At 42.3% G+C, this 25056-nt stretch carries 15 protein-coding genes and 1 pseudogene; 8 read left to right on the top strand and 8 right to left on the bottom strand.

Going from position 1 to position 25056, the window contains the following annotated elements; translation table 11 throughout:
- Nucleotides 1-404: 404 nt before the first annotated feature.
- From KSMBR1_RS19750 to KSMBR1_RS19770, 5 genes are all read right to left on the bottom strand, one after another.
- Nucleotides 405-6671 carry an RHS repeat-associated core domain-containing protein gene (locus tag KSMBR1_RS19750; RefSeq protein ID WP_099326807.1) on the bottom strand — a complete coding sequence of 2089 codons (6267 nt, stop codon included), beginning with the start codon at nt 6669-6671 and terminating at the stop codon, nt 405-407.
- Nucleotides 6672-6933: 262 nt separating this feature from the next.
- Nucleotides 6934-10191, bottom strand: a complete 3258-nt coding sequence (locus KSMBR1_RS19755; RefSeq protein ID WP_157820752.1) for an AfsR/SARP family transcriptional regulator — start codon at nt 10189-10191, stop codon at nt 6934-6936.
- A 366-nt stretch (nt 10192-10557) separates the two neighbouring features.
- A complete protein-coding gene (locus tag KSMBR1_RS19760; RefSeq protein ID WP_099326809.1) occupies nt 10558-10815 on the bottom strand; it encodes a type II toxin-antitoxin system HicB family antitoxin in 258 nt (85 codons plus the stop codon).
- Nucleotides 10816-11093: 278 nt separating this feature from the next.
- Nucleotides 11094-11714 (bottom strand): glycerol-3-phosphate 1-O-acyltransferase PlsY, encoded by a 621-nt coding sequence (gene plsY / locus KSMBR1_RS19765; protein ID WP_197705272.1) that lies wholly within the window; start codon nt 11712-11714, stop codon nt 11094-11096.
- Between the two features lie 31 nt (nt 11715-11745).
- Nucleotides 11746-12594 carry a lipopolysaccharide kinase InaA family protein gene (locus tag KSMBR1_RS19770; protein ID WP_157820754.1) on the bottom strand — a complete coding sequence of 283 codons (849 nt, stop codon included), beginning with the start codon at nt 12592-12594 and terminating at the stop codon, nt 11746-11748.
- Between the two features lie 379 nt (nt 12595-12973).
- Here KSMBR1_RS19770 and KSMBR1_RS19775 point away from each other — a divergent pair, with 379 nt between their 5' ends.
- From KSMBR1_RS19775 to KSMBR1_RS19785, 3 genes are all read left to right on the top strand, one after another.
- The gene (locus KSMBR1_RS19775) at nt 12974-14068 is read left to right on the top strand and encodes a glycosyltransferase family 9 protein (protein ID WP_157820756.1); all 1095 of its coding nucleotides are present in this window, start codon (nt 12974-12976) and stop codon (nt 14066-14068) included.
- Between the two features lie 68 nt (nt 14069-14136).
- A complete protein-coding gene (locus tag KSMBR1_RS19780) occupies nt 14137-15108 on the top strand; it encodes a polyprenyl synthetase family protein (RefSeq protein WP_099326813.1) in 972 nt (323 codons plus the stop codon).
- A gap of 21 nt (nt 15109-15129) precedes the next feature.
- Entirely contained in the window at nt 15130-15339 is a 210-nt protein-coding gene (locus KSMBR1_RS19785; RefSeq protein ID WP_099326814.1) for a Sec-independent protein translocase subunit TatA/TatB, read from the top strand.
- A 108-nt stretch (nt 15340-15447) separates the two neighbouring features.
- Here KSMBR1_RS19785 and KSMBR1_RS19790 read toward each other — a convergent pair whose 3' ends face one another.
- The 3 genes from KSMBR1_RS19790 to KSMBR1_RS19800 all read right to left on the bottom strand — a co-directional run bounded on the left by KSMBR1_RS19790 (nt 15448) and on the right by KSMBR1_RS19800 (nt 20040).
- On the bottom strand, nt 15448-16254 hold the full coding sequence (locus KSMBR1_RS19790) for an enoyl-CoA hydratase/isomerase family protein (protein ID WP_099326815.1): 807 nt from the start codon (nt 16252-16254) through the stop codon (nt 15448-15450).
- A 161-nt stretch (nt 16255-16415) separates the two neighbouring features.
- Complete coding sequence (locus KSMBR1_RS19795) at nt 16416-18425, bottom strand: oxidoreductase (RefSeq protein ID WP_157820758.1); 2010 nt, start codon at nt 18423-18425, stop codon at nt 16416-16418.
- Nucleotides 18426-18783: 358 nt separating this feature from the next.
- Nucleotides 18784-20040, bottom strand: coding sequence for an ISL3 family transposase (locus tag KSMBR1_RS19800; RefSeq protein ID WP_099326027.1), 1257 nt, complete (start codon nt 20038-20040; stop codon nt 18784-18786).
- A gap of 577 nt (nt 20041-20617) precedes the next feature.
- On the opposite strand from KSMBR1_RS19800, the gene KSMBR1_RS19805 reads away from it, so the two are divergent.
- From KSMBR1_RS19805 to KSMBR1_RS19825, 5 genes and pseudogenes are all read left to right on the top strand, one after another.
- Nucleotides 20618-20995 (top strand): hypothetical protein, encoded by a 378-nt coding sequence (locus tag KSMBR1_RS19805; RefSeq protein WP_157820760.1) that lies wholly within the window; start codon nt 20618-20620, stop codon nt 20993-20995.
- Between the two features lie 731 nt (nt 20996-21726).
- Complete coding sequence (locus KSMBR1_RS22170) at nt 21727-21981, top strand: GIY-YIG nuclease family protein (protein WP_197705273.1); 255 nt, start codon at nt 21727-21729, stop codon at nt 21979-21981.
- Nucleotides 21982-22318: 337 nt separating this feature from the next.
- Nucleotides 22319-22459, top strand: a pseudogene (locus KSMBR1_RS23820) (DUF2442 domain-containing protein); the annotation flags it as partial.
- Nucleotides 22460-22759: 300 nt separating this feature from the next.
- Nucleotides 22760-23479 (top strand): metallophosphoesterase family protein, encoded by a 720-nt coding sequence (locus tag KSMBR1_RS19820; protein ID WP_099326819.1) that lies wholly within the window; start codon nt 22760-22762, stop codon nt 23477-23479.
- A gap of 5 nt (nt 23480-23484) precedes the next feature.
- Nucleotides 23485-24363, top strand: coding sequence for a protein kinase family protein (locus tag KSMBR1_RS19825; protein WP_099326820.1), 879 nt, complete (start codon nt 23485-23487; stop codon nt 24361-24363).
- Nucleotides 24364-25056 lie beyond the last annotated feature (693 nt).

The following is a 25056-nucleotide window of genomic DNA, read 5'->3' on the forward strand; positions in this document are numbered from 1 at the left end:
TGTTTCGATTCAGGTTACAAGCCTGAACCCGCCTGGAAAAATTGAAAGGAAATTCTCACTTTTGAAGATTTTACCACCCTTTCTTTTTGTTTAGCGCATATGAGTTATTTCGGTACGGATGCTCACCGAAACAGGTAAATAAAAAAACACAATTACTTAATATTTAAGACGTGCCCCTCAGTCCTCTCCTGCCATCCAAGCTACATGGCTCCGGCTTTTACCATGACGGGTCTTTCACCCGTTAGAAAGCAATACTCTTCTCTGGGCACGCTAATATTTAAGACGTGACCCTCAACCCTCTACAGACGTTACCCTGAACAAAGTGTAAAAATGGCAGTTCCTAAAAATGGTTATTCATGGCAATTTGTCAATAATAAAAATTTGACACCTCCATATTTTCCCTCTTATTTGTTACGGGTTTGTGGCGTGCCGCAAGGACGTTCACAAACTGCGTAACCCACAGATCTGGTGTATATGCCATTTGACGCTTCAGGTGGTGGGGCAGAACCACGATAGTACGGGTGATAGTAACTCTTCATTTCACTCACCTTTTCAATCAAACCAATAAGCAGGAATTCCTTACACGCCTCTCCTTCCTTCTTTCCATTCCATGATGTCGCGTTTCCGATTGTAGAACCGAATGAATATGAATAAGAACCCTGAACCTGATATGGTGCTTTTTCCACTCCACCCGTAATCTGGAACGAATGCTGACTGCTTTCCTCAAAGTATAATGACCAGCTTCCTTCTACCCCTTCTCCACAACCACTTTGAGGTCTCTGGAAATTAGGAGGTTCGACCCATTCATAATTAAGGGAAAAGCTTGGTTTCCAATACCTTTTGCCACCCCATGATGGCCCTGCAATTTCGTAATCACCTGCCCTCAAAAATTTGTTATCATTTGGGTCATCCGACGGCATACTTCTCCGTGTCCAGCCGGAGCCGGAGGGGCAAGGGTCTTGCGATCTTAATCCAAACGGGTCCACCCTTACTGTAGGTTGTCCGCCCACATACTCATACAGTAGCAGTCCCGTATCGTATCCAATCGGATCCCTGCTTACAAACCTTCCTTGATCCGCGTTCATGTACCGCATACGGTAGTAATAAACTCCAGTTTCCGGATCTAGTCGGCGACCCGTAAACAGATACGGATTGTCAATACTGCCAATGCCGCCTGATGTAACCACATCGTCACCGTCAAAATCCACTGTGCCATTTGCCCCGGATTCAAATACCGTTTGAAGACCATAGGCATCATATTGATAGCCTTCTACAACTTCGCCGTTATTATCAGTTAATGCAAATATGGAGTACAATGTATTCTGATGATAAAATAACTGCTCGTCACCGGCGCTGGTAGCGCTGTCGTCACTGTCCACATTTCGATTCAGCACAAGAGGTTCGTCTATGTACATCCCAAAGACATATTGTTGTAATACGCTATCGGCATCATCCCGTTCCTCGATCTCCCGCCATCCATCCAGGTAAAAGTTTGTGGTTCCATCTAAATCACCGGAGTTCGACACCACTTTGCGAATGCGGCGTCCCGATGCATCATACGTATAGGCGGAGATTACGGCGCTATCTGTTTTTCTGCTCACAGTGTACAGCCGGTTTGCAAAGTCATATACATAAGTGTTTGTTCCATCGTCAGTCAAATTACCATTGTTGTCATGCGCCTGAGAAGCGCCTTTAAAGTCAACGTACTCATTCATTTCATTTGCGGTATTTTTAAAGGTTTCAGTGCCAATCGTAAGCGTTAGCCAATTCCCTAAGCCGTCAAACCCCCAGTCCGTTTGGTTCTCACCGGCCTTCCCTTTACCATTCTTATCTTTGTAGAGCGAAGTGTTATTTCGCTCTTCGTAAGGCGAAGCGACGCTTCGCCCTGCATTACTGGATGCCTTTTTGGGGTCAATGACGTCTCGATTAAAGGTTATCAGCCTGTACACCGAATCATACGTATATACATCGCCTACGTTCTTTTTCCCGCTGAACTCGTGCAATCTGGTTTCGTACAATTTGTTACCCGCCCGGTCGTATCCATGTTCAAACCCGGCAACAAGGTCATTGTCTTTTGTAAGGTGTCTCAGCTTTACCGTACGTCGTGCCTTGTCGTAACCCTCGTTTTTTGTCCTCTTATCATTAAGAAAGGTCATACGAACACCGTTACTGTATGTCCGTTCCAAAATCCTTCCGGGTCCTATGTAATCATAGTCAACAATGTTTGTAGCAGAACCAGAATCTTTTATCGTGTCAATCCTGTCAAGCTTATCGTAGGAAGTTTCTATCTTCCTTCCATTGGGATAGATTAACGCCAGCCTGTTATTAGAGCCATCCCACTGGCTTGAGACGGCTTTGCCGTTCTGCACCTCTTCAAGAAGCCTGCCAAGGGAATCATAAGCATAAGCAACCGTAGCATCGTCCGCGGTATCGTTAGGGTTGTTATTGTCAAGAGATTTGGTGAGCCTTGAGAGTCCGTCATACTCAAATGCCTGCTGTGTTGTCCCAATAACCCCTGATGCCCTGGTTACATCCTTCTGCGTCAGACGGTTGAGTGCATCGTAAGTGAACTCTGTCACAGAGCCGTTCTCGTCGGTCGCTTTTACCAGATTGCTGTCCTTATCATATTCGAACGTCTTTGTCGTCCCGTCGGCATTGGTCTGTTGTGTAAGACGGTTTGAATCATCATAGTCGTATTGTGTGGTATTTCCGTTATCGTCAGTTATTGCAGTGAGGTGGGAATTTTTGTCATACGTATAGGCAATGGTAATCTTTCCATCGGGGTTATACGGATTGGAGGTGTCGATAGCCCCATTGCCCTGTCCACCCTTCCGGAGGTCTCTTTCCTCTTTAATCTTCCGGTTGATTCCATCATAGTAGTAATGCACGGTGTTGCCATCCTTATTAATCTTGCCGTCATAAAGCCCCTGTTTGTCCTTTGTCTTTTTTCCATTTGGGTCACTGGTATAAATGAGATTATTACGGCTGTCGTAGGTAAATCTGGCGGTCTGCCCTATATTATCAGTTACCCTGACTAAACGGTCCAGTGCGTCGTATTCGTTTATGGTGGTAAATTTCTCTGTCAATGAAGGGCTGTTCCCTTCCTGAGTGACCTCAGTTTCTTTGACCATTGTCATATTGTTGTTTTCGTCGTAGGTGTAGTCTGCACGATTCCCTTCCGGGTCAATCCTTGCTATCAATCTGTTTACCCCGTCGTATTGTGATTCAAACACGTCTCCATCGTCCGCAATGGTAAAAGTCGTGCGTCCTTTGCGGTCGAATTCGTTTCGTGTTGTTACCCTGCCGTCATCAGATGTACCCAAAGGTCCATCTTTGAGGACAGTGGTACGGACGGTACTCACACCGTCAGCCACAAACAGTATTTCATCCTGCTGGTACTGCCTGTTCATCTCGTCAAAGAAGTACTCTGCCTGGCTTAACAACACGTTCCCAGAACCTGAATTGTCTTTCGGGCTTTCACCACCGATAGCGCCATAGCGTAATACCTTTATAACATTACCACTAGGATCATACACCTGTTCTGCAACATTCCCTAAAGGGTCTGTAGTCTTAACGAGCCTGTTAAATCCGTCATATCCATACAGGATGCTGTCGTTCGCTCCGTCACCGTTATTATCCTCTCCGTCTATTTGTTCAACAAGGTTTCCGTTCTTATCATAATTGTATGTTGTATTTGGAGAACCTCCGCTGCATCCGCACACATTAGTGGAGCGAAATACCTTGTCCCGTTCGTCATATTCCGTCTCCTGATAATTTCCCTCCGGCTGTATGACCTTTATCCTGTTTTCATTCGCATCGTAATGATACTCAGTAACCAATGTTTCATTCTCGCTAACTTCCTTTGTCTCTTTAATTAAATGATCAAGAATGTCGTAGGAATAGGTGTACTCAACAAAATCCCCTGCAAGATCGCCGTTATTGCTGTCACTATTTTCAACCTCTTTCTTTACGATATTGTCATTATAATCGTACTCCATATAGGTGACATATTTGAATGCCTTTAAGTTTGTTTTTTTCTTTTTTCCTTTATTTTTAGAGACAGAGGCAGCACGGGTGATTTTGACTCTTTGATTGAGTTCGTTAACCACATATTCCGTAGCAATGCCGCGGCCATTGACTTCTTTTATTACATTTCCCACATCATCATAAAAATATTGAGTCTTAATCTTTGCCGGTTTTGAATTTTTACCGGAATTCCGCTTTGACGAGGAAGTGGTATCTGCTACTGCCTCTTTCAGATAACCAAAGTGATCTTTCCCCTTGCCATTAATCTTATCCTTTCCATCGCCGTCGGGGTCGTTCTCAGGTTGATAGTCGTATTCAGTAACATTCCCCTCGGTGTCGGTCTTTGATGTAATCTGGCCATATTTATTGTAGGTAAACAACTCCACAATTTCCTGTGATGTATCGCCTTCAAGTTTCGCCTGATTGGAATCACTCAACAGATTTGCCGTCGGATAAACAATCTTGACCACATTGCCTGCAACGCCGTTGGTAACGCCGTCGCCGTTCAGATCGCCCAGACCAATTTTTACCCCTGCCTCATCAAGCATCGACTGAACGTCAGCACTTGAAACACCCAAGACCTCTGCTATCGCATTCAGATTGTTGCCTTCCTGATAGTCAAAATAATAGGTAGTAGTATAACGTGCTTTTGAATGCGTGCCGCCGTTGGGTGGCGCATAGCCGGCGTCGTTTCCCCGCGGGTCAGTCTCTGTTCTGGTACGATTGTATATCGGCTCATAGGTAAAAGTCGGGGTGATTTGCTGCTGGTCGCCCCCGCGGTCGCTGTCTGGTATCTGCTTATTTTCAAGGAGATTCCCCTGTTTAAACCTGTCCTTTGTATAATCGGTTGAACTTGCATCCCCTGCGGCGAACGTATTTTCAACCTCATTTCCCTCTGGCAGCGTGGCTTTTACCCTTTCTCCATCTGCATTATATTCAAAGCCCGTCTCAAAATATGCCGGTTCACCCGTTCGCAGGCCTTTGGTATATTCCTTAATGGATATGGCATTCCCCAGTTTATTGTGCTCGTATATCGTCTTGTTACCGTTGCGGTCTGTCACCGTTACGCGATTGGCCGGTTCATTGGTACCCGAAGGGTTTGAGGTAAGTTCCTCATATACATACGTGACATCACCTCCTGCGGCAATTCCGCCGGCATTAGTTCCTCCGTAGGTCTGTTTTATAACGCGACCGTAGGCATACGATGTGGAGTCTGTCTCATATACATTAATCACGCGCGGTGAGCCACCGACTGCCACTTCGTTCGGGGCTGTTATGGTCAAAAGGCCGTGGTTTAACGTTTCATCATCAAACCCTGATGAATAGGTATATTTAGTGGTCTTGCCATCAGGGAAGTCATTTCCATTAGTGGTACCGGTGACTGATGGAGAGGTTACAGAGACGAGATCGCCGTTGCCGTCATATTCAAATTTAATGGTTCTATCGGCAAAATCCTTTACCCCGGTGAGTCGTCCGTCACTGTTATAATTGTACGAAATCTTCCTGCCAAGTGTGTCGGTAACTTCTGTGAGTCTGCTGTTGTCATCCCTTTTAAACTTCATGGAATTTCCGTGTCTGTCTTCCAGATTATTAAGGAAGCCATTTTTATCATACGACTTTTTACTCCCCTGCCGGTCTCTTAGTATGAATGAACCGTCCTCATTTTTTGTTAGTCGGGTATAGGCTCCTAATGGAGTGCTATATGCGCCATCTGATTGTAAACCATAGAGGTCTGACCTGCCGTGACCATCCATAACGACAACACTCCCGACTTTTGTAAACGAACTACTGAATACAGGGGTAAAGGTATCCGTTGAAATGGCGTCCTGATTATCTTCCGTAATTTCAATTAGCCTGGAGTTATAGTTAAAATCCCAGTTATGTCCCAACGTCCCGTCATAGGTAATGCGGCTTTTGTAGGTGCGGGTAAACGCCCAGTCGAATCCGCGTCCGGGTATCTTGAGGTCTGTTGCCTGTAAGACGAATTCACCGTTATGGAGCGTTATGGGGTCGGGTGCGTCATTGATAAGACCAGGACTTGTAATCATGAAAGCTTCATCAGGTGGTGGACATATAGTGCAGGCAGCATCAATAAAAACGCCGCCATTTGCTCTCATGAGTTTTTTATAGTTTGTAGACGCATTATTTAAGGGTGTAACATACTGATCGTCATTGATCATAAGCCCGGTTGGTGACGTAACTGTCGGTGTCGGTTTTGGAGAGACCGTTGGGATTGGCGTTGGTTTAGCCTCTTTCACGGTAACAACCACCTCACAAATGCCGCCTGTATCGGTTTGTTCATAATACCACTCAATTGCAAAGCTCGTTTGCCCAGCCCCTGTGGCGGTAATGGTAAACACGCCATGGTGGCTATAGAACTCCGTATCAGGAGATAGTGTTGCTATGCTGGTATCTCCCGTATATACCGGCCGATAATGGGTCACATCTTCCGTCAAATCAGCCGTGATCTGCCAGGTGGTGGTTTCCCCGACGTTCATTGTCACTGCAACAGGGCCGCAATCGTGTGCCTGGGCAATGGGCAATTTTGTGAGTGCGGGAAGAATTAAAAAAGCGAGAGTAATCAATGTGGCTAAAATTAGTGTCCGGTTATAATGCACTGTTTTCCTGTCAAATAGTAAATACATACATGCTCCTTTCTGTGATATAAAGATATTTATGCCCAAGAAATACGTGGAAAAACAATTTGGATTTTCTCCGCCGTTCTCTTTCTCTATTTTTCTTCCGGTTTATTTAAATCAGGTATCAACGGTCCTCCCTATATAGGACGAAGAGTCTCTTCGCCCTACAGCCGCAATTTTAAAATTCCTTGTTCAATAGGATGAAAATTTCACATTCCAAATATTTAACACAAGAAAACTCACCGATAGCTCACCGATTCTCAATATTTTAAAATTTCTTGCATTCCGGCTTGTGAGTACCGGATAGTATCGATCTGTACAGAGCTTCTGTTTCCGGTGAAGGTGTAATCTGATAAACCGAAGAGAGTGCATTCCTTAAATGGTGATAAACCTTAACTGCTTCCAAACGCTTGTCAAGCCTATGGTGACACATCATAAGCCGCTGGTAAAACTCCTCTGCAAGATTATCTATCTCAATCGCCCTTTCATAATATTCCACTGCAATTTGCCATTGTTTCGCACGTTCCAGATAATTCCCTGATAACATAACCAGCCTGAAAAACTTTTTCTGTAAGGATTTCCGGATTGATACAGTCCATAAACATGATATATCCGCCGGCAGAAAACACCCTTTATAGAGATCAAAGGCCTTTTCAAACAACTTTAAAACATCGGGTCGCACAAGGGGGACGGGCTTTTCAGATACGGATGCACCGGCAATTTCCTCCAGTAACCTTTCAAATACCCATACATCAACCCAGCAATACCGGCTGTCAAGCGATAAATGTCCGCCTTGTAGCTTGATTGCCGCATCATTGCCAATGAGGCGGCGCAACCGGTACAATGTGCTCTCAAAGGCATGATGCGCCATGTCTCCTTCTGTATCGGGCCACAGCATATTTGTTACCCGGTCTATAGATACTTCCTTGCTTCCCAGTGAAATAATCGCCTTGATAAGTTCCAATGGCTTGCGCGGTACCTTTCCGGACATGGAAACGGGGCTGTCTTCTTTCAGCAGGGTAAACCTCCCCAGCGTGAATATCTTTAACGGCCACGGCCAGTTTTCACACCCCAGAGGCGGCGTATCGGGAACCAGTTTGCGTGTGCGGACAAGTTCACGGACGTACTCGGCCTCGATTCCTGCCTCAAGCGCCTTTATGCACAATCGTGAGACGACTTCAGGCCGCCATAAGAAGCAGTTGATGAAACGATGTTCCCTCCCAAACGACATTGCCTTGCGCAACGCTGCCAGCCCCTCTTCCTCTGAAGTTCCTTTTCCGCTACACTCCAATGCTAACCAGGCTTTCGTCAGGAGGCACATATGTTTGATAAGCTTGCTCTTTGTCTGCCGTCCAATTTGTTGGGCACGATTGAGCCAGGATATTGCTTCACGGTATTCTCCCCTTGCCGCAAAGATATGTGCCGCTGCAACATGATTTACCGCAACAGGGAGATACGCTCCTATCTTTGCGACCAGGCTGGTATGTATTCTCATGTGTTCTGCGGCAGATGACAAATTTCCACTGGTCAGATCTCTCCATGCACACAGGAAGTGATAGAAGATAATGTCGATTTTTCGTGCATGTGTCAGACCGGACGCTATTTTACGAATCATTCCATTGGCTGTTTCAATATCTCCGTCGCTCAGTGCTGCGCAAGCCGCAAATGAGAGGAGGTGGTGATCCCAGAAATGTATGCCCGTTTCGCAAGAAAGCTTTAACGCCTCAGAAACAGTACGAAGACACGACTCAACGGAACCTGTAAGCCATGCATACATGGCCTTTGTATTTTCCCACAAAAGGCGCTCCATCGGAAGGATTGTTTCGGATCGTAACCCTTCGCTGATCGAGTTTATTACAATGCCGACATTTGCAAAATCACCCATCCACAAGTAATGTACCGCAAGATGAAATCCGAGCTGGAGACGAAGGTTTACCTCTCTGCACTCCTGCAGACACAAAAAAACGCGGTGAGCCCATTTATCAATCTCAGGGTGATTTGGTTCCCTCATCGCCATAATGAAAAACCTGCAGGGAAGAACCCTCAATTCAACTTCAAATGAAGGGAAGGGTGTTCTTTTCTGAAATATGTCATCAAATAATGAAGCATAGTTGTCAAGACGGGGAAAATCTTCAAATTCGTGAAAAATAGTATCTACCGCATACGACCAGGACAGCCACATGCCCGTTTGTTCATTCCAGGCGCGGAACTGCATAAATGCCCTGTCAAAACAACCACGGCTTTCTGTAAGATTGTACGATAATTTACAAACACCGTGCCAGTAAAGGATCCACGGTTCATTATCTCTTGTTTCTTCAGGAATATTTGTAATCCATTCCACAAGCGTCTTTGTTCTCCCCTGCGCTATGAGGGACGATGCATGGCTGCAGGTTAGCTTGATAAGACCATCCCAGTCACCAACATTAATGAATAAAAGGGCAGCATCTTCTATTTGCCCTGATTTTCCAAGAAGTGCGGCAGCCTTTCGCTGCATAGCAGACAATCTTCCGGTGTCAAAAGAATCCCTTGCCCTGGAGAGCAGAAATTCCCTGAAAAGCGGGTGGTATTGATAAATAGTCTCCTTCTGATAGTGTGCCGTGGTAAAGTAATTCTTTCGGGTCAGTTCGTGCAGGATGCGTCCCGATTCGCTGACGCCGGTGAGTTTTTCTGCCATGTGTATCGTCATTCTTGGCAAAAAGGCTGTCTTAAGTAAGAATATCTGCGTTTTCTTATCTGTCTTTATAAAGATTTCATTTGCAAAATAGTCAAATGCCTTTTCGTATATTGATCCGCTTCGTAGCGTATCATCAAGACCCTTTGTTCTTATGTGCTCCGCTATAAGTACAAGACCTGCCGCCCAGCCTTCTGTTTGTGTGTATAACCGGGTTAAGGATGTGTTTGCTATTCTCTTTTTTGCCCCTACCAGAAGTATCTCCTTAGACTCTTTCATGGTAAACCTGACCTCTTCCCGTCCAATAAGATGGGATTTATTGTTTGCACTAATACTGGCATAGTGGGGAGGCGGGTCATTCCGGCTGACGGCTATAATACTGATACCATCAGGGATTATATCGAGGCTGCTGGTAAGCGTTTTATGAAATAAAGAATTAACAGGCGCATCCTGTATATTGTCAAAAACGATTATCCATGGTGACGTCAGTCTGCTATACAACTCTTCAAAATACCGTTTGGTAAACAGGGGAATACTCTGTTGGTACTCAGGCGTTAACAAGGGGAGGGGTTTCCTATGCGATGGAACAGCCTTCTTTACCGCTATTCCCATAGAGTAGAAAAAGGTTGCAATATCAGCATCGCCTTCATCCACGCGGTACCACAGATAGGAGAGCTTACGGCTATTCAGATAGCTTGCCGCAAGGGTTGTCTTTCCGGAACCGGCAGGCGCCGATATCCAGATTACAGGCTTGTCCCTGCCTTTATCCATCAAGCGGAACAGTCTTTCTCTGGGAAAGATACCCGCAATCTTGGGGCGGGTTATTTTTGCTATAAAAGTATTTATTTTTTCCATACAGCGACTTGTTTTATAAATAACCGGATCAAAACGGTCCGTAAGGGAAAGGAAAGAGAATTTGAGGAAACAGAGAAAAATCACGCCATGTTTTATCCTTTTACTTTCCGCCTTTCCAAAATCCCCCCTACGTCTTTTTTGCGTTTATAGGCATTTGGAGGTATTTTATCAAGACAATTCCGTGAGAAATGTCTTCAGGATTTTCAGAAATTATTGATGGGATAATATAGGAGAATAGGGACACTTCCCTTATTATCCCACCAGATCAATCAAGAAATATAGGAAGTGTCCATATTCTCCCCAATGCTTCGCCCTTACATTGCAATTATTGTAATTTTTCAAAAAACTAAAGTGTTACCGTGATATTCATTTGTTTGCCGAGGGTGTTTTGGACAAAAGAATATCTTTATAAACAGCTTTAAGCATTTCCCTCCCTTGAGGTTTTGGTATTTTTCTCCGTTCCTTCTTTGCCGTTTCCAGCCAGAGGTACCTGGCTGTTTTAACTTCTTCCAGGGCTTCTTCTTCCGTTTCACCAAAAGCCGAACATTCAGACAATTCCGGCACTACAGCAATATATCCCTCGTCCTCTTCACTATAGAATATTTCAATTGCATACTTATACATTCAATCGCTTTCCTCTAAGAGATTATATTTTTCAATTCAGACAACCTGTGAAAGCTTAAGAAGGCTGTCGGAAAGCCGTGTGCGGGAAAATCGCATGCACGGTTTGACGAGGGGCAGGTGATAAGTATATGGCGGAGATATGGTGGCACTGGCGGGAAACCAGCCAGCAAACAGAGAAAACAAACTTCTGCCTAAGTTCTCGTCGTCTGTTTCTACTCTACTGAAATCTGTGGTTCCTCTTTCGTATTTCGTGCTTGTTCGGTTCTGGCTATGCCAGCTTAGTTTTTTGTCTTTCTGCCGATTTTATTTTCTGTGCCGTTGATGATGCGTTTGATATTGGATTTGTGCCGGAAAATGAGAAATAATGAGATAAAGATGGAAAATAATGTTAAAGACAACCCGCTGCCGAAGGGTTCGTTATTTAACAGTATTATACTGATTACCAATACAACGGTACTGACCATTGACCCTAATGATACGTAGCGTGAAATAAAAGTGGTTAATAACCATGCGGCTACTGAAATGAACAGAGGTAAGGGAGCTAACCACAGAAATACACCGCACCCGGTTGCGGCGGCCTTGCCTCCTTTAAAACCTAAAAAGACCGGAAAGGTATGCCCCAATATAACACCGGTGCCGCACAATATAGCATATAAGCTGCGGCTTTGTCCTGACGTCACGTAATCAAAAATTAAAACCGGAAGAAAACCCTTCATCATGTCAAGAATGAAAACCAGTATCCCATACTTTTTCCCCATTACCCGCCACACGTTGGTTGCTCCAGGATTGCCGCTTCCTGCCTCACGAATGTCGATGCCTTTTGCCACCCTGGCAATAATAAACCCAAACGGAATGCTCCCAATAAAATATGAAATAACCGGACTTATTATATTTATCATGAACATGGAAGAACCTTTTTTAAAAAATGTTTTAGGACAACCCCGAAAAATGCCACCAAAATTTGTGAAACGTGTACGGCGAATAATAGCGGTGAATGTATACCTTCCAATCTCTGTCTATCGCCGGGTCGGTCGTCATGTATGCTTTGAAAAATCGTATCCTGTCTGTTTTTGATACATGGGAAAGCGGCTTTTCTGTTTTTTTACCTTGCAGCCAATAATATTTTTCAAGGGAACGGTCTAATCGCAGCAAATTCTTCATTCTTTTACCGATAGTTAATTGACGCCAAACCGTTGATTTGTCCAAATCAATTATGTACGCTTCAAATGTTCCCCCGGAAATCTTCTTTAAGAGCATATTTTTTAAATGTAAGTCCGCATGGTATATTCCCGCGTCATGCATTTTTCTTATCAATTTTGCCAGGGTAAAAATAACAGATTTTTTTGAGTGGACATCTACTGCAGGTTGTTCATTGAGAAAGTCTATTAAATCAACGGCGCCTGCAATCTCCTTCGATATGAAATTGGCCGAATAAAAAATGCCCCATCTCTTTTTTTTTGTTACGGCGATGGCTTCCGCGGAGGTTATGCCGTTTTTTCGGGCAACTTCATGTACATAGATTTCATTTAATGGCCGGTCGCCGAAAAAGAATACATTTCCTAAAAGCCTGCCCAACATACCGCCATGTTTATAGTTTCTGACAATGAGTCTTTCACCGCCGTTTTTTTTAATAGGAATGGTCGGATAGCGGCCCCTTCCCTGCTTTATTTGAAAAGAATCCTGATTGCCTGCTTCTGACACCAATGGAGGGGAAATTATGTCTGCAATAAATTCTTTATAATCTTCTTTTACACATATGATAGTCTTATTGCTTCTCATTATGGAAAAATGCGGGGGTATTTTTGTTGTATGCGGCATACAGTTCATATACTGTCGGGGTAAAGCTTAGTGAAAAAAGGGGTGATTTAAACCATCGATTATGATGTACGAATTACGATTTGCGAGGTACGATTTAAATCCCAAATCCCAAATCCCAAATCGTAATTCGTAAATCTTATAGAAGTCTGCATGGGTGTTTCATTATATATCACGAATTCCATGAATACAAACGCAAAGTTGCTATTCCTGCATTGTGATAAACGGTGGCGTATAACGGGTTAAATTGGAGTTGCAAATACACATTTCGGCGGGTACATTAACCCGAAAGATGAACTGCCGCAGAAAATATCGTAAAAGGACGGAGATAGGGTTTTCAAATATGAAAATAGGGAAAAACAGCATCAACCAGAAAAATATTTTAATTGTTCGCCTGGGTGCTATGGGTGATATTATTCACGTGATTCCTGCCGTAAAAAATGTAAGAGAAGCATTGCCCACCAGCAAAATTACATGGCTTGTTGAGGATAATATTAAGGATTTGGTTGAAATGGTTCCCGAAGTGGATGAAGTGCTTGTCTTCCCCCGGAAGCGATGGCAATCATGGTTATTGCGTCCGGAACGGTATTTTCAATTCATTTCAGAAATGTTTGCCTTTTTTAAACAATTAAACATGAAAAGGTATGATATTGTATTGGATTTTCATGGTAATTTTAAAAGCGGCCTTTTGGGATATCTAAGCGCCGCAAAAATACGGGTGGGGTTTTCCATGGGATATTGTAAAGAATTCAATTATATTTTTACGAATGTGCATATTACTCCGCGGCAAAAAACCATGCACAGAATTGAAAAATACCTGTCGCTCGTTCAGGGATTGGGCATCGAAGCATATTATAAAAAACCGGTGTTTTCTGTTCCGGAACAAGACAATAATTATATTGACGATTTTATCCTCAAAAACCATTTGGGTCAGAAATCCATGGCGATTATTCATCCGGGAACAAGCCTGTTTGGCAAATACAAGAGATGGCCGACGGAAAAATATGCGCGTTTGTCAGACAAATTGATAGAAGATTTCGGATATGCAGTGATTTTTACGTGGAGCGGCCCGGAATATAACATTGCAGAGGATATCCGGTCGCACATGCATTTCCCGGCGATAATTGCATGCAAGACCGCATCGGTGAAACAGTTGGTTGCGTTATTGCAACGTGCGGATATTTATATTGGAGGGGATACCGGGCCTACCCATCTTGCATCATGCCTTGGGATTCCTACAATAGCAGTTTTCGGGCCAAAGGACCCGGTTGTTTACGCACCCTTTGATGAGAATGCGTCGGTGGTGAGAAAAGACATTCATTGCAGTCCTTGTGAAAAACGCAGGTGTGAACATGTTACGTGCATTCACTCAATAACCCCTGACGATGTATACAGCGAAATCTGTAAATTAAGGAAGAAAAGAGGTTTGACTTTTTAAATATTGCCTGATAACATATCGCTTCGCTTTACTATTAATAGAAGCCGATATTTAGGAGAGATTTTGTTTTGGAAACAGAGGATATTTTCGCTTCAATCGAACCACTCATGGATGAGGTAGAAGCCCGGTTTTACAAAGAATTACAACCACAGAATAACTCACTGGCAGACCTCGTTGTACATATAAGTAAATATAAAGGAAAAAGGCTGCGGCCCGCCTTAACGCTGCTTTCAGGCAAATGTATAAGCGATACGGCACCTCAGCACATAGACCTTGCTGTTGTTGTGGAAATGGTGCATACCGCGACATTGGTGCACGATGATATCATCGATGAGGCTGCCATGAGAAGGCATGTCGAAAGTATGAATTCAAAGTGGGGACGTGAAATATCCATTCTGTTTGGTGATTATTTGTTTTCGCGCGGCTTTACCATCCTTTCCGCCCTTGATTCTCAAATAGCAACTCTGCTGCTTTCTCAAACGGTAAATACGATGTGCGAAGGCGAGTTGATTCAGTTGAAAAGACGCTATGATGTGGGGCTTAGTGAAGAAGATTATATTGATATTATCGAAAAGAAAACCGCTTCATTGTGCGCCACAAGTTGCCGTTTAGGCGCCACCTTTGCCGGGGCAAACCATAAGCTTTCGGAGATGATGTCAAATTACGGCTTAAAAATCGGTACCGCCTTTCAGATAATAGATGATTGCCTTGATTTTATGGGAGATGAAGATGAGGTTGGCAAATCGCTGAATACGGATATTAAAAAAGGGAAACTCACCTTACCGCTTATCCGGCTGGTGCATCAACTCCCCGTAAGCAAGAGGGAATCAACAAAGGAGTTGATCTTTAAAGGTCATTTAGATGAAAAAAAGGACGCCATCGTAGAGTTGCTTACCGAACACGATGCCGTAGAGTACGCATTTGACAGGGCAAGAAGCATTGTTAAACAGGCGCAGGATGTGATTGCACCGCTTCCCGATTCTCAATACAAGACAGCGCTTATTGAACTGGCAGATTATATCATTGCCAGGAAAAAATAAAAAAGAAGAAAGGACTGCTTTATGTTTTCCATACCAGGTGGTTGGGAGTGGATTATAATCGCGTTAATTGCTTTTCTCATATTTGGCAAAAGACTGCCTGGCATTATGAAAAATGTCGGAAGAAGTATTGCTGAGTTCAGGAAGGGCTTTAAAAACGTTGAAGAAGAAATAAACGAAGTGAAAGAAATAAAAGGCAATATCGATACTATTACTAAATTTAAGATTAATTGATACTTGCCGGGTATTTTATTGACTGCATCTTCACACAAATAATCACGAAGATTTCAGTAATCCTCAAACACACCCACGCCTGACGTCTTAGTAATAATTAACTTGTAGTCAGCAGCCCTTTCCAACAAGTTTCAACCGCATCATTTCTGCGAAGAGCCTTACCTCATATTCGATTCCTTTCTGAAGATCGTTTTCCATTGCGTAGTTGATACATTTTTTCATTTCCTTCAACACCCTTGCATCCCGTTCCAGCAAAGTTTTTGCAATTTCAATCGTATGTTTTAAAACATCCTTATGAGGCACGATCTGATTAATAAGCCCCCATTCCAGCGCAGTATCAGCCCGTATCAGTTTTCCAAGGAACAACATCTCCTTTGCACGCGCTACCCCAACCAATCTCGGGAGTCTTTGAGTAGCGCCCAAACCCGGAATAATTCCAAGCTCCGGTTTGGCTTCCGGCAGACTGTAAAAGGATATATCAGACGCAATACGCAGGTCGCACAACATTGCCAGCTCCAGCCCTGCACCAATGGTAACGCCATTTATCGCGGCAAGAACGGGTTTCTTGCAATTCTCTATTTCAACAAATATTTCATGCGCCTTGCGGAATCTTTCGTAATTTTTCTCCGCTACAAGACCGGAAATCCATGACCCAAACAGCTCGTCACGATCTGCCCCGTCGCTAAAAACCCCACGAATCCTGCTTGCAATAATAATCGCTCCGATAGAGTCGTCCCCTTCATATTGATCCATCTTGTCGTAAATAGCATCCAACAACCATGAACCAATAGAATTTCTTGGCGGTTTTTTCATGTAAATAATGCCGATCGCCTTGCCATTTTTCGCTTTTATTTCTTCAAATTCAATGTGGTCGTACCCTGAGGTATCTCCACGATTCATACGGATGTCTTTCATAATAATAGCCCGGTTATTTACCTGTTTGATTTTCTATTAAACATATAAACTTAACATACTTACAAAATTTGGTTTGTTTAAAAACGTGTAACACCGCTGGCACAGGAAACCTGGGTTTAAAAGGAGAATATTCTTCCATCATAGTATTCTTCCGAAAAGGCTTATATTTTCAGCGCTACCTGAAATCCTTCATGAATAGCCTCTAATGCCGTTCGCACCTTAACACAGTCGCCTATGCTGTAACTCTCTGAAAATTTACGGGATATTTCATCCTGCAGCTCCGCGTTAGGACGATAACCTGCCGCAACAATTATGGTATCCGCCTTTATGAAATGCTCCTGCCCGTCTTTTTCATACACAATGCCACTACCCTCATGGTCGTCAACAATTCTTTTTACCTTTACTCCCGTTTCGGCGAGTATCCCGGCATCTTTAAGCTCATTGAGCATAATCCATCGCGTTGAAACGCCAAACCCGCCCCCGACCTTCCGTTTCATCTCCAATAGTGTGATATTTCTGTTTCCATGAGATGTACATTCCACTGCCTCATCCGCATTAATCACTTTATGTTTCAGCAAAAAACAGGCAACCTCCGGGCTCATTGCCCCCTGTTTAGCCGCATAGAGCGCAACCTCGCTACCAACAGTCCCCCCCCCGATAATTACTACATTGCTTCCCAGCGGCGTCTTTCCCTCCAAAACACTACTTGCAAGGCAAACGTTTTTTGAGTTAATGCCCGGCAGATCAGGCAAGATTGGCACCCCCCCGGTTGCGAGAATAACGACATCTGGATTCTCTTTTTCAATAAAAACACTATCAACTTCAACGCCCGTATGTATTTTGACATGCAGTTTTTTCAACTGTTTTTTGAGATAGTGTATAATATTTCGCACCTCATTACGTCCCGGAGGAATACAGGCATATTGCAATTGTCCCCCAAGGATATCTTTTTTTTCATACAAAGAAACATCATGTCCCCGTAATGCCAGAATACGGGCAGCTTCCATGCCTGCAGGCCCGCCTCCTACTATAATAACTTTTTTTATACTTTCCGCCTTTGTTACCGCATATTCACCCTCATGCCCGGCCATTGCATTGTAAATGCAGGAAACGGCCTTAAAATTGAGCAGCGAATCAAAACACCCCTGATTGCAGGCAATACACGTCCTGATATCATCATAACGTCCCTGTTGATATTTGTTGGGCAACTCCGGGTCTGCAATAAGCGGCCTGCCAACAGACACAGCATCTGCACGGTCATTATCAAGTATTTCTTCCGCCAGTGAAAGATCGTTAATCCTGACGGAAGAAATCACCGGCACATTGACGTGTGCCTTAATTTTTTCAGAGAATAAGACATATGTCATCCTGGGAATTACCATTGACATGATAGGTATCCTGCTTTCATGCCAGCCGGGAGATACATTAAACGCATCAGCCCCCGCCTTTTCTAATATTCCAGCTATTTCAACAGAATCGTTGATCCTGATGCCGTCTTCCACGAAATCCTCCCCGGATAACCTGAAAATAACGGGATAATCCCCCCCTGCCTCTTCCTTTATTGCAATTACCAATTCCTTCGCAAACCTCGCTCTGTTTTCCAGACTTCCACCGTATTCATCATCACGTTTATTCGTCGCAGGGGAAAAAAACTGATTAATGAGATATCCCATACCGCCATGAAGCTCCACTGCGTCAAACCCCGATTTCTTTGCCCTGATCGTTGCGCTCACGTATCCGTCAATAACCTTTTTTATTTCCGTTATTGTCAATGCATGAGGTTCCTGTCTGATATTTCTGTGTGCCAATTGCGACGGGGCAACGGGTTTCATTTTCGTGAAAAATGAAGAGGCGCTCCTTCCCCCGTGAAGCAATTGAGCGGCAACGCACGTTCCATAAGCGTGAACAGCGTCGGTCAGTTTTTTGAGTCCGGGAATAAATTCATCTTTGTCAAGCCCTATAATGCTCTTCCACACCTTGCCATTCATTTCGGGATAACAACCGCCCACAACAATAAGGCCAACCCCCCCCTTTGCCCTTTCAATATAGAACTGAATGATGCGGTCATTAATACCGCCGTCAGTAGTAAAACCCAAGTCCATGGCAGACATGAAAAGCCTGTTTTTTACCTGCATACGTCCGATTTTTATTTTCTGGAATAGTTTATTCATAATAAAATTTGTTGTAAAAAATAGCAAAAACCGCAGCAATAAAGATAATTACCGTGGTAATGGAATGAAATGCCCCTTTACGTGTTGAATATAAATAAGAGGGGGAGTGGAAACCAAAAACTGTTGGCAGGAGACATATTTTTAATCAAACACGCAATACTCGTTTACCGTTAAAAAAACAGACACATTTGCTCTAATTCTTCACATTCAGGAACGTTACGATTATAAAAATCATTTAACTTTTTGTCAAGGTAATCAAAAAAAAGTGCAGGGGACGAAGCATTTGCCAGTTTGGGCATGAACGCATTTATGCCAATTTATTGCAAATACTTCGCCCCTACTTTTTCAAAAAACTGCCTCATCCGCAGAATCTGTGGGTAAGTATTGGTTCCGGCAAATTACCAAGAGTATGATACAAGGCTGTTTGCAGGCATTCCAGAGATTTATAACCATAAGCCTTTCTCATAGTCAGTTTCGCCTTAAGGTTAAACCCCTCAACCGTACCGGAAGAAAGTCTGCCATCAGCCTTGAACCAGTTGAGAATGAGCTGCTTGTGATTGCGCAACATCTTTGCCACTTTTTTCATAGGTTCCAGGTTGGTTTTTAGGGTTCTCGTAATCCAGTTCTCGAGAAACCTGTCTGCATACGCCGGATACTTATACTCCCAAAAACGCTGAAAATCTTCACGCATTAAATATGCCTTTATTGAACTCAGGTTGATCTTAACTATCTGGCTTAACCGTACCGTTTGCTTTTCTGTCAAGTTCTCAGGCCTTTTCAACAGTAACCAACGGCTCTTTTCCAAAACATTGTCTGTGCCTTCATCCTTGAGCTTTTTGACCTCTTCCCTCCGTATCTGGTCTATGGCTTCATTGAATTTCTTCATGATGTGGAAACGGTCAAGAATATTAAGCGCCTGGGAAGCCTTCTTCGCTATCACCTTCAGGTACGGCGACCACATATCGCTGCAAACGAATTTGATTCTCAGACAACGTTCTCTACCTAACTCCATGAAAAACTTCAGCAGGGTCTTTGCCTTCCGCTCAGGGCCACTCCATAAAAGCCTTTTGGCATGCGAATCAAGCTGATATACAAGGGTTAAATACTTGTGGCCACTCCAGACTTGTATCTCGTCTATTCCTATTTCCGTTATATTCTCCAAGTCCCTGTGGGCAAGGCCGTAGGCAACTACAAACTGCACTGCCCTATACACACTGTCCCAACTGGACTTGAATATCTCGGCTGTCTCTTTCCAACTCAGGCGTTTAGCCCATCGAGACAGGAATACCTTGTATGTGGTGGTCATCTGCTCCTTACCTTCTGACCAGGGAATTCGCTCTACATGGATTCCGTCCACTGGACAGGCGGCGCGTCGCGGGGAATATCGGAAAAATACTTGAAACCCCCATAATGGCGGATACTCGTATAACCGGGACGGCTGTGTATCATACCCAGACGCTCTCTTCCCACATACTGAACATTCAGGCTTGGCATTTACCCTCGGCTTTATATCTGCTACTAATGCCTTTCTACCATTTATGACCTCGAAACTGACTGCTTTGTAAACAAATGACTTGAAATTCTCTACCGTATTTAATAATGTCTTTATCTGCATTGCCTCTCCTTTTGGGTTAAGATGCTTTCTTGATAAAAAACATCTTACTCCCTTTGGGATGGCAATGCACCTTTTCTCTTACTAATCCTTACTTATTACCCACAGATTCTGCGGACGAGCCAAAAAACTAAAGTGTTACAAATTGTTACCAAAAATGCAAAATTTGCATAGGCAAAAAATTAAATAAAATATGCATAGGGTTAGGCGCGAATACTTTGTTTGTGTGTATTTAATCAAAGGCATACGTTTTCCATCATATATCTATAAAGTATGTAAGTATTTGATAAACGTATTCTTATGCGTTGATTGCAGATATTGCAAAGCGGCATCCTTTATTCGTTTCATTTCCTTGGGTATTTTATTTATTAATTATCAAATAATTAGCGTTAATGGTTGTAATATAAATAGTTATATTTAATACAAAAAACCCTTTCTCGTGCTGGCATACTATTTGTTTAATTGTGAAGATAAGAAGCTCTCACACATAGGAAATGGGGCATTGTTTTGCAGGAATGGGTACTTTGTAATAAAAACAATACGAACAATTTTAGAAATAATTCTTGAGAAAAAAATTGTTATGAAAATAATTAAAGTTGACGAATCAAAAATATCAGATGACTTGTTTAACATTGTCAAACTTGTATTCAGGGATAAAATGGACTGGAACTGTCCTGTGGAAGTTTGGCGCATGTGGATTAAAAAGGAAACAAAATCATGGAACCATTTTGTACAGTGGTTCCTGGACTATGATAAAAACATTGATTTGAAGTTGCGGGAGTTTTTGCACATGCATAATGGCGAATTTGAGGCGTTTACGAAAAACTGGGTTGCTGAGGATGAGCAAACATCATTCTATGAATTTTATGCAGAAAAGAAATGGGAAGAGGTCTTATCAAATATACAGAAATTTTTCACAAACACAGCAAAAAACATAAACAACACAAAACTACCCTAAAATCGGTTGAGATAATTCTCAATGGGTAATCCATGGGAATACTACCATTCACTTCCTACCATTCACTTCATTTGCTACTTTTTTGTAACACTTTATTTTTTTTAAAAATTCCAATATTGGCAATGTTTGCCGCATAGTGTAGGGGCGAAGCATTTACCATAAATTGTTATAAATAAGTTCATACCCAAACGGGCAAATGCTTCGCCCCTACTTTTCCAAAAAACCAAAGTGTTACGATTTGTTTGACTTATAGCAACAGGAACGAAGGCTGCCGAGGTTAAGACTAAGAAAAAAGACTTAACTTTTTGGCAAAAGATTGATAGATTGATTATGTGGACGAGGAATAGTAATTATTAAGCTAAACATTTTACCATGAAAGAGTAAGGAGGTAAGTCCCTCCGTATTTCGGCATAAGAACTATCATTTTTGTTTCTTTTCGGGAGAAGAATCCAGTCTCCACATACATTTTCAATATCTCGACGGAGAAACAAAATTCTGGTGAGAATCACTGGTTTCACTTGCAAGGCATTATGGACTATCTACAAAGCAGTCATCATGTTTCATTTGCAACACCCAGAAACGATGAAAGATGAAAATGGTTTTATAACCCTATCATCTTGTAGTATCTGTACTTAAGCTATTTTTTGCAGTCTTACTTTCGAGTTGGGAACATCTGGCATTTCTGTTTCTGTACCGGTTCTAATGTATAGGGCCATCCAAAAGGTATCAGCTTGTCATTGCAGGAGGCCCGGCTTGTCATCGCAAGGGTCTTTTTCTGCTTGTCATTGCGAGGGTATTTTCCGAAGCAATCAGTATACTACGAGATATTTCGTGACGTAAGAAACGCCATATCGCGAGAAAAGCAAATTAAGGGTGGCTCAAGGGCTAAAAAAATAGAATTAATTACTGGAATGAATGCGGGATGGAAGATCTCTATGACGGTTTATGAGATTGCTTCGGAAAATACCCTCGCAATGACAAGCTGAGACCCCTGCAATGACAAGCGGATACCCTTGTAATGACAAAATAAGTCATCAGTCATCATGTTGCATCAGCAACACCCGGAAACGATGAAAATGGTTTTATAGCCATATCATATTGCGGCACCTGTGCTTGAGTTATTTTTTGTAGTCTTATTTTCGAGACAGGAAATACAAAAAATCATTGAGGAGAAAAAAACGACCTTGCAAAAAAGTGGAAGAAGCATTTTTGAAAGCCGAAATTGTAAATATATCCAATTTCGATATTTGGCTATATACAGTCGGTATTTGGCTATATACAGATGGGAAGGAGTATTTTTTGACTTACTAAGAGTACCCTTGGTTTCAAGATGCAAAAATGAGGGAGATTCAGAATGTACAGCTCATCCACGACTCGCATTTACATTGGCCTGACCTGGACATCGATCTGGAAATAGACTCTCTGGAAAATCCAGAAAAGTATCCTCTGGTATACAAACCATAAAAGGATGACACATAGTGTCAATTACTGCCAGCTTAAAGCAGGCAACAGCTATTATTGAGTTTGTAATGTAGATAACCAGACAAATCATACTGAAGTTGTCAATAGATAAGGTCTGGCCCTGTCATTATATATAGTCAAACAAATAAGGTCTTCAAAAGAAGAACAATAAAATTCGTAACAATTTAGTATTTTAAAAAATTCCAACAATTTAGTGTGACGGGATTCGCCGCACCAAAAAAAGTTGTGCGATAAGGAAGAAGGTCTACTCGATAGTGCGACTAAGATACAAGGGAGTGATCATTGATTTATGCAATAATAGGTGATATACACAGTAATTATGAGGCGTTTACTGCCGTTGCAGATGAAATACGAAAAGAACGTGTCGATGAAATATTCTGCGTAGGCGATATTGTTGGTTATGCCGCAGAACCAATTTTGTGCATTGAATTAGTACAACAACTACGTTGTAAAACCGTTGCAGGCAATCACGACTGTGCGGTGGTAGGGAAATTCCCCGTAAGTTATTTCAATAAATCCGCAAAAGAAGCGGCCATATGGACGTCAAACCAACTTTCACAAAGTTATAAAGATTATTTGAAAAATTTGCCCCTGATTGAGAAATGGAACGACATTACCCTTGTGCATGCTTCTTTAAACAGGCCGGAATTCTTTGACTACATAACAACCCTCGCAGACGCTCAATTGAGTTTTGATAAACTAAATACATCTGTTTGCTTTTACGGTCATACCCATGTGCCCTCGGCATTATTTCTAAACGAGAGTTCTGTCCGGTTGGATAAAGGACATGTCTTTGATTTGAATAATGTAGAAAAGGCACTCATAAACGTGGGGAGTGTTGGACAGCCGCGCGATTGGGATTTGAGGGCATCTTACGCTATTTACAACACCGAACAAAAAACCGTACATATCAAGCGGGTCAAATACAATATTATCTCTGCAATGGAAAAAATTTATAAGGCTGGACTGCCTGGAGAAAATGCATTACGGTTAGGAGGTTAAAGTCTATGGATTCTCACAAACATACTGATAATTTTTCTAAAAACGAGCTGGAACGTGATATCTTCGGTAGCATAAAAGATAAAGAAATAGAAAACGTGGAATGCGAACGATGGATGGGCGGTCCCCGCGGACCTGAGAAAATAACTTTTAGAGATGGAAGTATCGCAATGTTTAAATGCGATATCCGGCACTACTGGATGGCTGATAACCCGGATACTCCTATCAGGGAAACTATTGTTTATAAAATTGACACCATAGTAGGACTTGGATTAGTCCCGAAAACGATGGTAATTGACGATACCATTAACAATATACGATATAACGGTTCCATTCAGGAATGGGTAAAAAATGCGAAAGACGGATATCAAATAGATAAAATGACCCGTAAAGAAAGAGAGGATTACCAACGATTGCTAATCTTCGATTTTATAATTGGCAACAGCGACAGACACCTGGGAAACATATTATTTACCAGTGATGACAAAATACACGCTATTGATAATAACGCATGCCTTGTTATTGGTAAAGATGAAGATCTTCTTGCATTTCCGGATGCGATAATTGATTTTTTTAATAAAAAAACTATTACCGATATTCCCCACGTTGTGGAGTTGATAGAAACATTTTACAAAAATAAAAAAATAATATTGAATTTGATTGGGAAATATGTGCATGACAATACAAAATTGGCGCAATTAATGGTGGAGTCAAGGATTAATTATTTGTTTAATATGCTGAAAAAAAAACAGCCTTTCCCGCGAAAATACTTAGAATGGCGGAAGGGATTGAGCGCGGAAATTCAAAGAATTTTGTCGCAAAACCAATCGTCGTTCCCCATGTATTTAACCTTAACCGCCTTATCACAGCTTGCAGTATGGGGTTAACATTACTTCAGGATTAACGCATTAAATCAGATAGACGCATTGCATGCGTCTATCTGTTGTGTCAACATTTTTATTACGTGCAGCAGTTTCCAGATGCATGCAATGCGTCTCTTACATTATGCACATTGAAATTCCTATACGTGAACGTATTTTTCAAAAAATTAAAGTATTACAAAACATTTGATTTTTTTGCGATAACCTGTCATTTTTACCCGTAAGCTGATCTGTTTTTTACTCATTTTACCAAAAAAGGTCTCCCTTATCATTAAAGATAACAACTAAGAACCGACAGATATCCTTTCGCTTGCCTTTCTGGTATACGATGACCTCTCACCAAAAGATATTGAGGATATAGAAACATTGGTTCTCGATAGAAGCAGCTTTTCAAGAGATCAAGAGATAATGACTAACCATACACCAACCATCACTCCTCTACACAGACATATTATCAGCACTTTTCAAAGGGAATCACGTAACTATTCAGCGTAAACGATACACGGCTCGTTCCCAAACTTTGTACTGAACATAGTGAAGTATCTGTTTGGGAACGAGTTGCGCTCTGATCTCCGGTAGTTTAATAAATTACGCTGAATAGTTATTGTAATTTACTTATTATAAACATTATTAATAAATAAGTAAAAAAACATTTATCTTATCTATAATATTATACTTACCATATTATTTAAAAACGTA

The sequence above is a fragment of the Candidatus Kuenenia stuttgartiensis genome (genome assembly GCF_900232105.1).
Lineage (GTDB): Bacteria > Planctomycetota > Brocadiia > Brocadiales > Brocadiaceae > Kuenenia > Kuenenia stuttgartiensis_A.

Excerpts from the sequence above, each read along its gene's own strand:
- KSMBR1_RS19775 (WP_157820756.1), top strand. The coding sequence starts at position 12,974 with ATGAAAATAGGGAAAAACAGCATCAACCAGAAAAATATTTTAATTGTT.
- KSMBR1_RS19825 (WP_099326820.1), top strand. The coding sequence starts at position 23,485 with ATGGATTCTCACAAACATACTGATAATTTTTCTAAAAACGAGCTGGAA.
- KSMBR1_RS19790 (WP_099326815.1), bottom strand. The coding sequence starts at position 16,254 with ATGAAAGACATCCGTATGAATCGTGGAGATACCTCAGGGTACGACCAC.
- KSMBR1_RS19785 (WP_099326814.1), top strand. The coding sequence starts at position 15,130 with ATGTTTTCCATACCAGGTGGTTGGGAGTGGATTATAATCGCGTTAATT.
- plsY (WP_197705272.1), bottom strand. The coding sequence starts at position 11,714 with ATGATAAATATAATAAGTCCGGTTATTTCATATTTTATTGGGAGCATT.
- KSMBR1_RS19755 (WP_157820752.1), bottom strand. The coding sequence starts at position 10,191 with ATGGAAAAAATAAATACTTTTATAGCAAAAATAACCCGCCCCAAGATT.
- KSMBR1_RS19800 (WP_099326027.1), bottom strand. The coding sequence starts at position 20,040 with ATGCAGATAAAGACATTATTAAATACGGTAGAGAATTTCAAGTCATTT.
- KSMBR1_RS19795 (WP_157820758.1), bottom strand. The coding sequence starts at position 18,425 with ATGAATAAACTATTCCAGAAAATAAAAATCGGACGTATGCAGGTAAAA.
- KSMBR1_RS19750 (WP_099326807.1), bottom strand. The coding sequence starts at position 6,671 with ATGTATTTACTATTTGACAGGAAAACAGTGCATTATAACCGGACACTA.
- KSMBR1_RS19760 (WP_099326809.1), bottom strand. The coding sequence starts at position 10,815 with ATGTATAAGTATGCAATTGAAATATTCTATAGTGAAGAGGACGAGGGA.
- KSMBR1_RS19805 (WP_157820760.1), top strand. The coding sequence starts at position 20,618 with ATGAAAATAATTAAAGTTGACGAATCAAAAATATCAGATGACTTGTTT.
- KSMBR1_RS19770 (WP_157820754.1), bottom strand. The coding sequence starts at position 12,594 with ATGAGAAGCAATAAGACTATCATATGTGTAAAAGAAGATTATAAAGAA.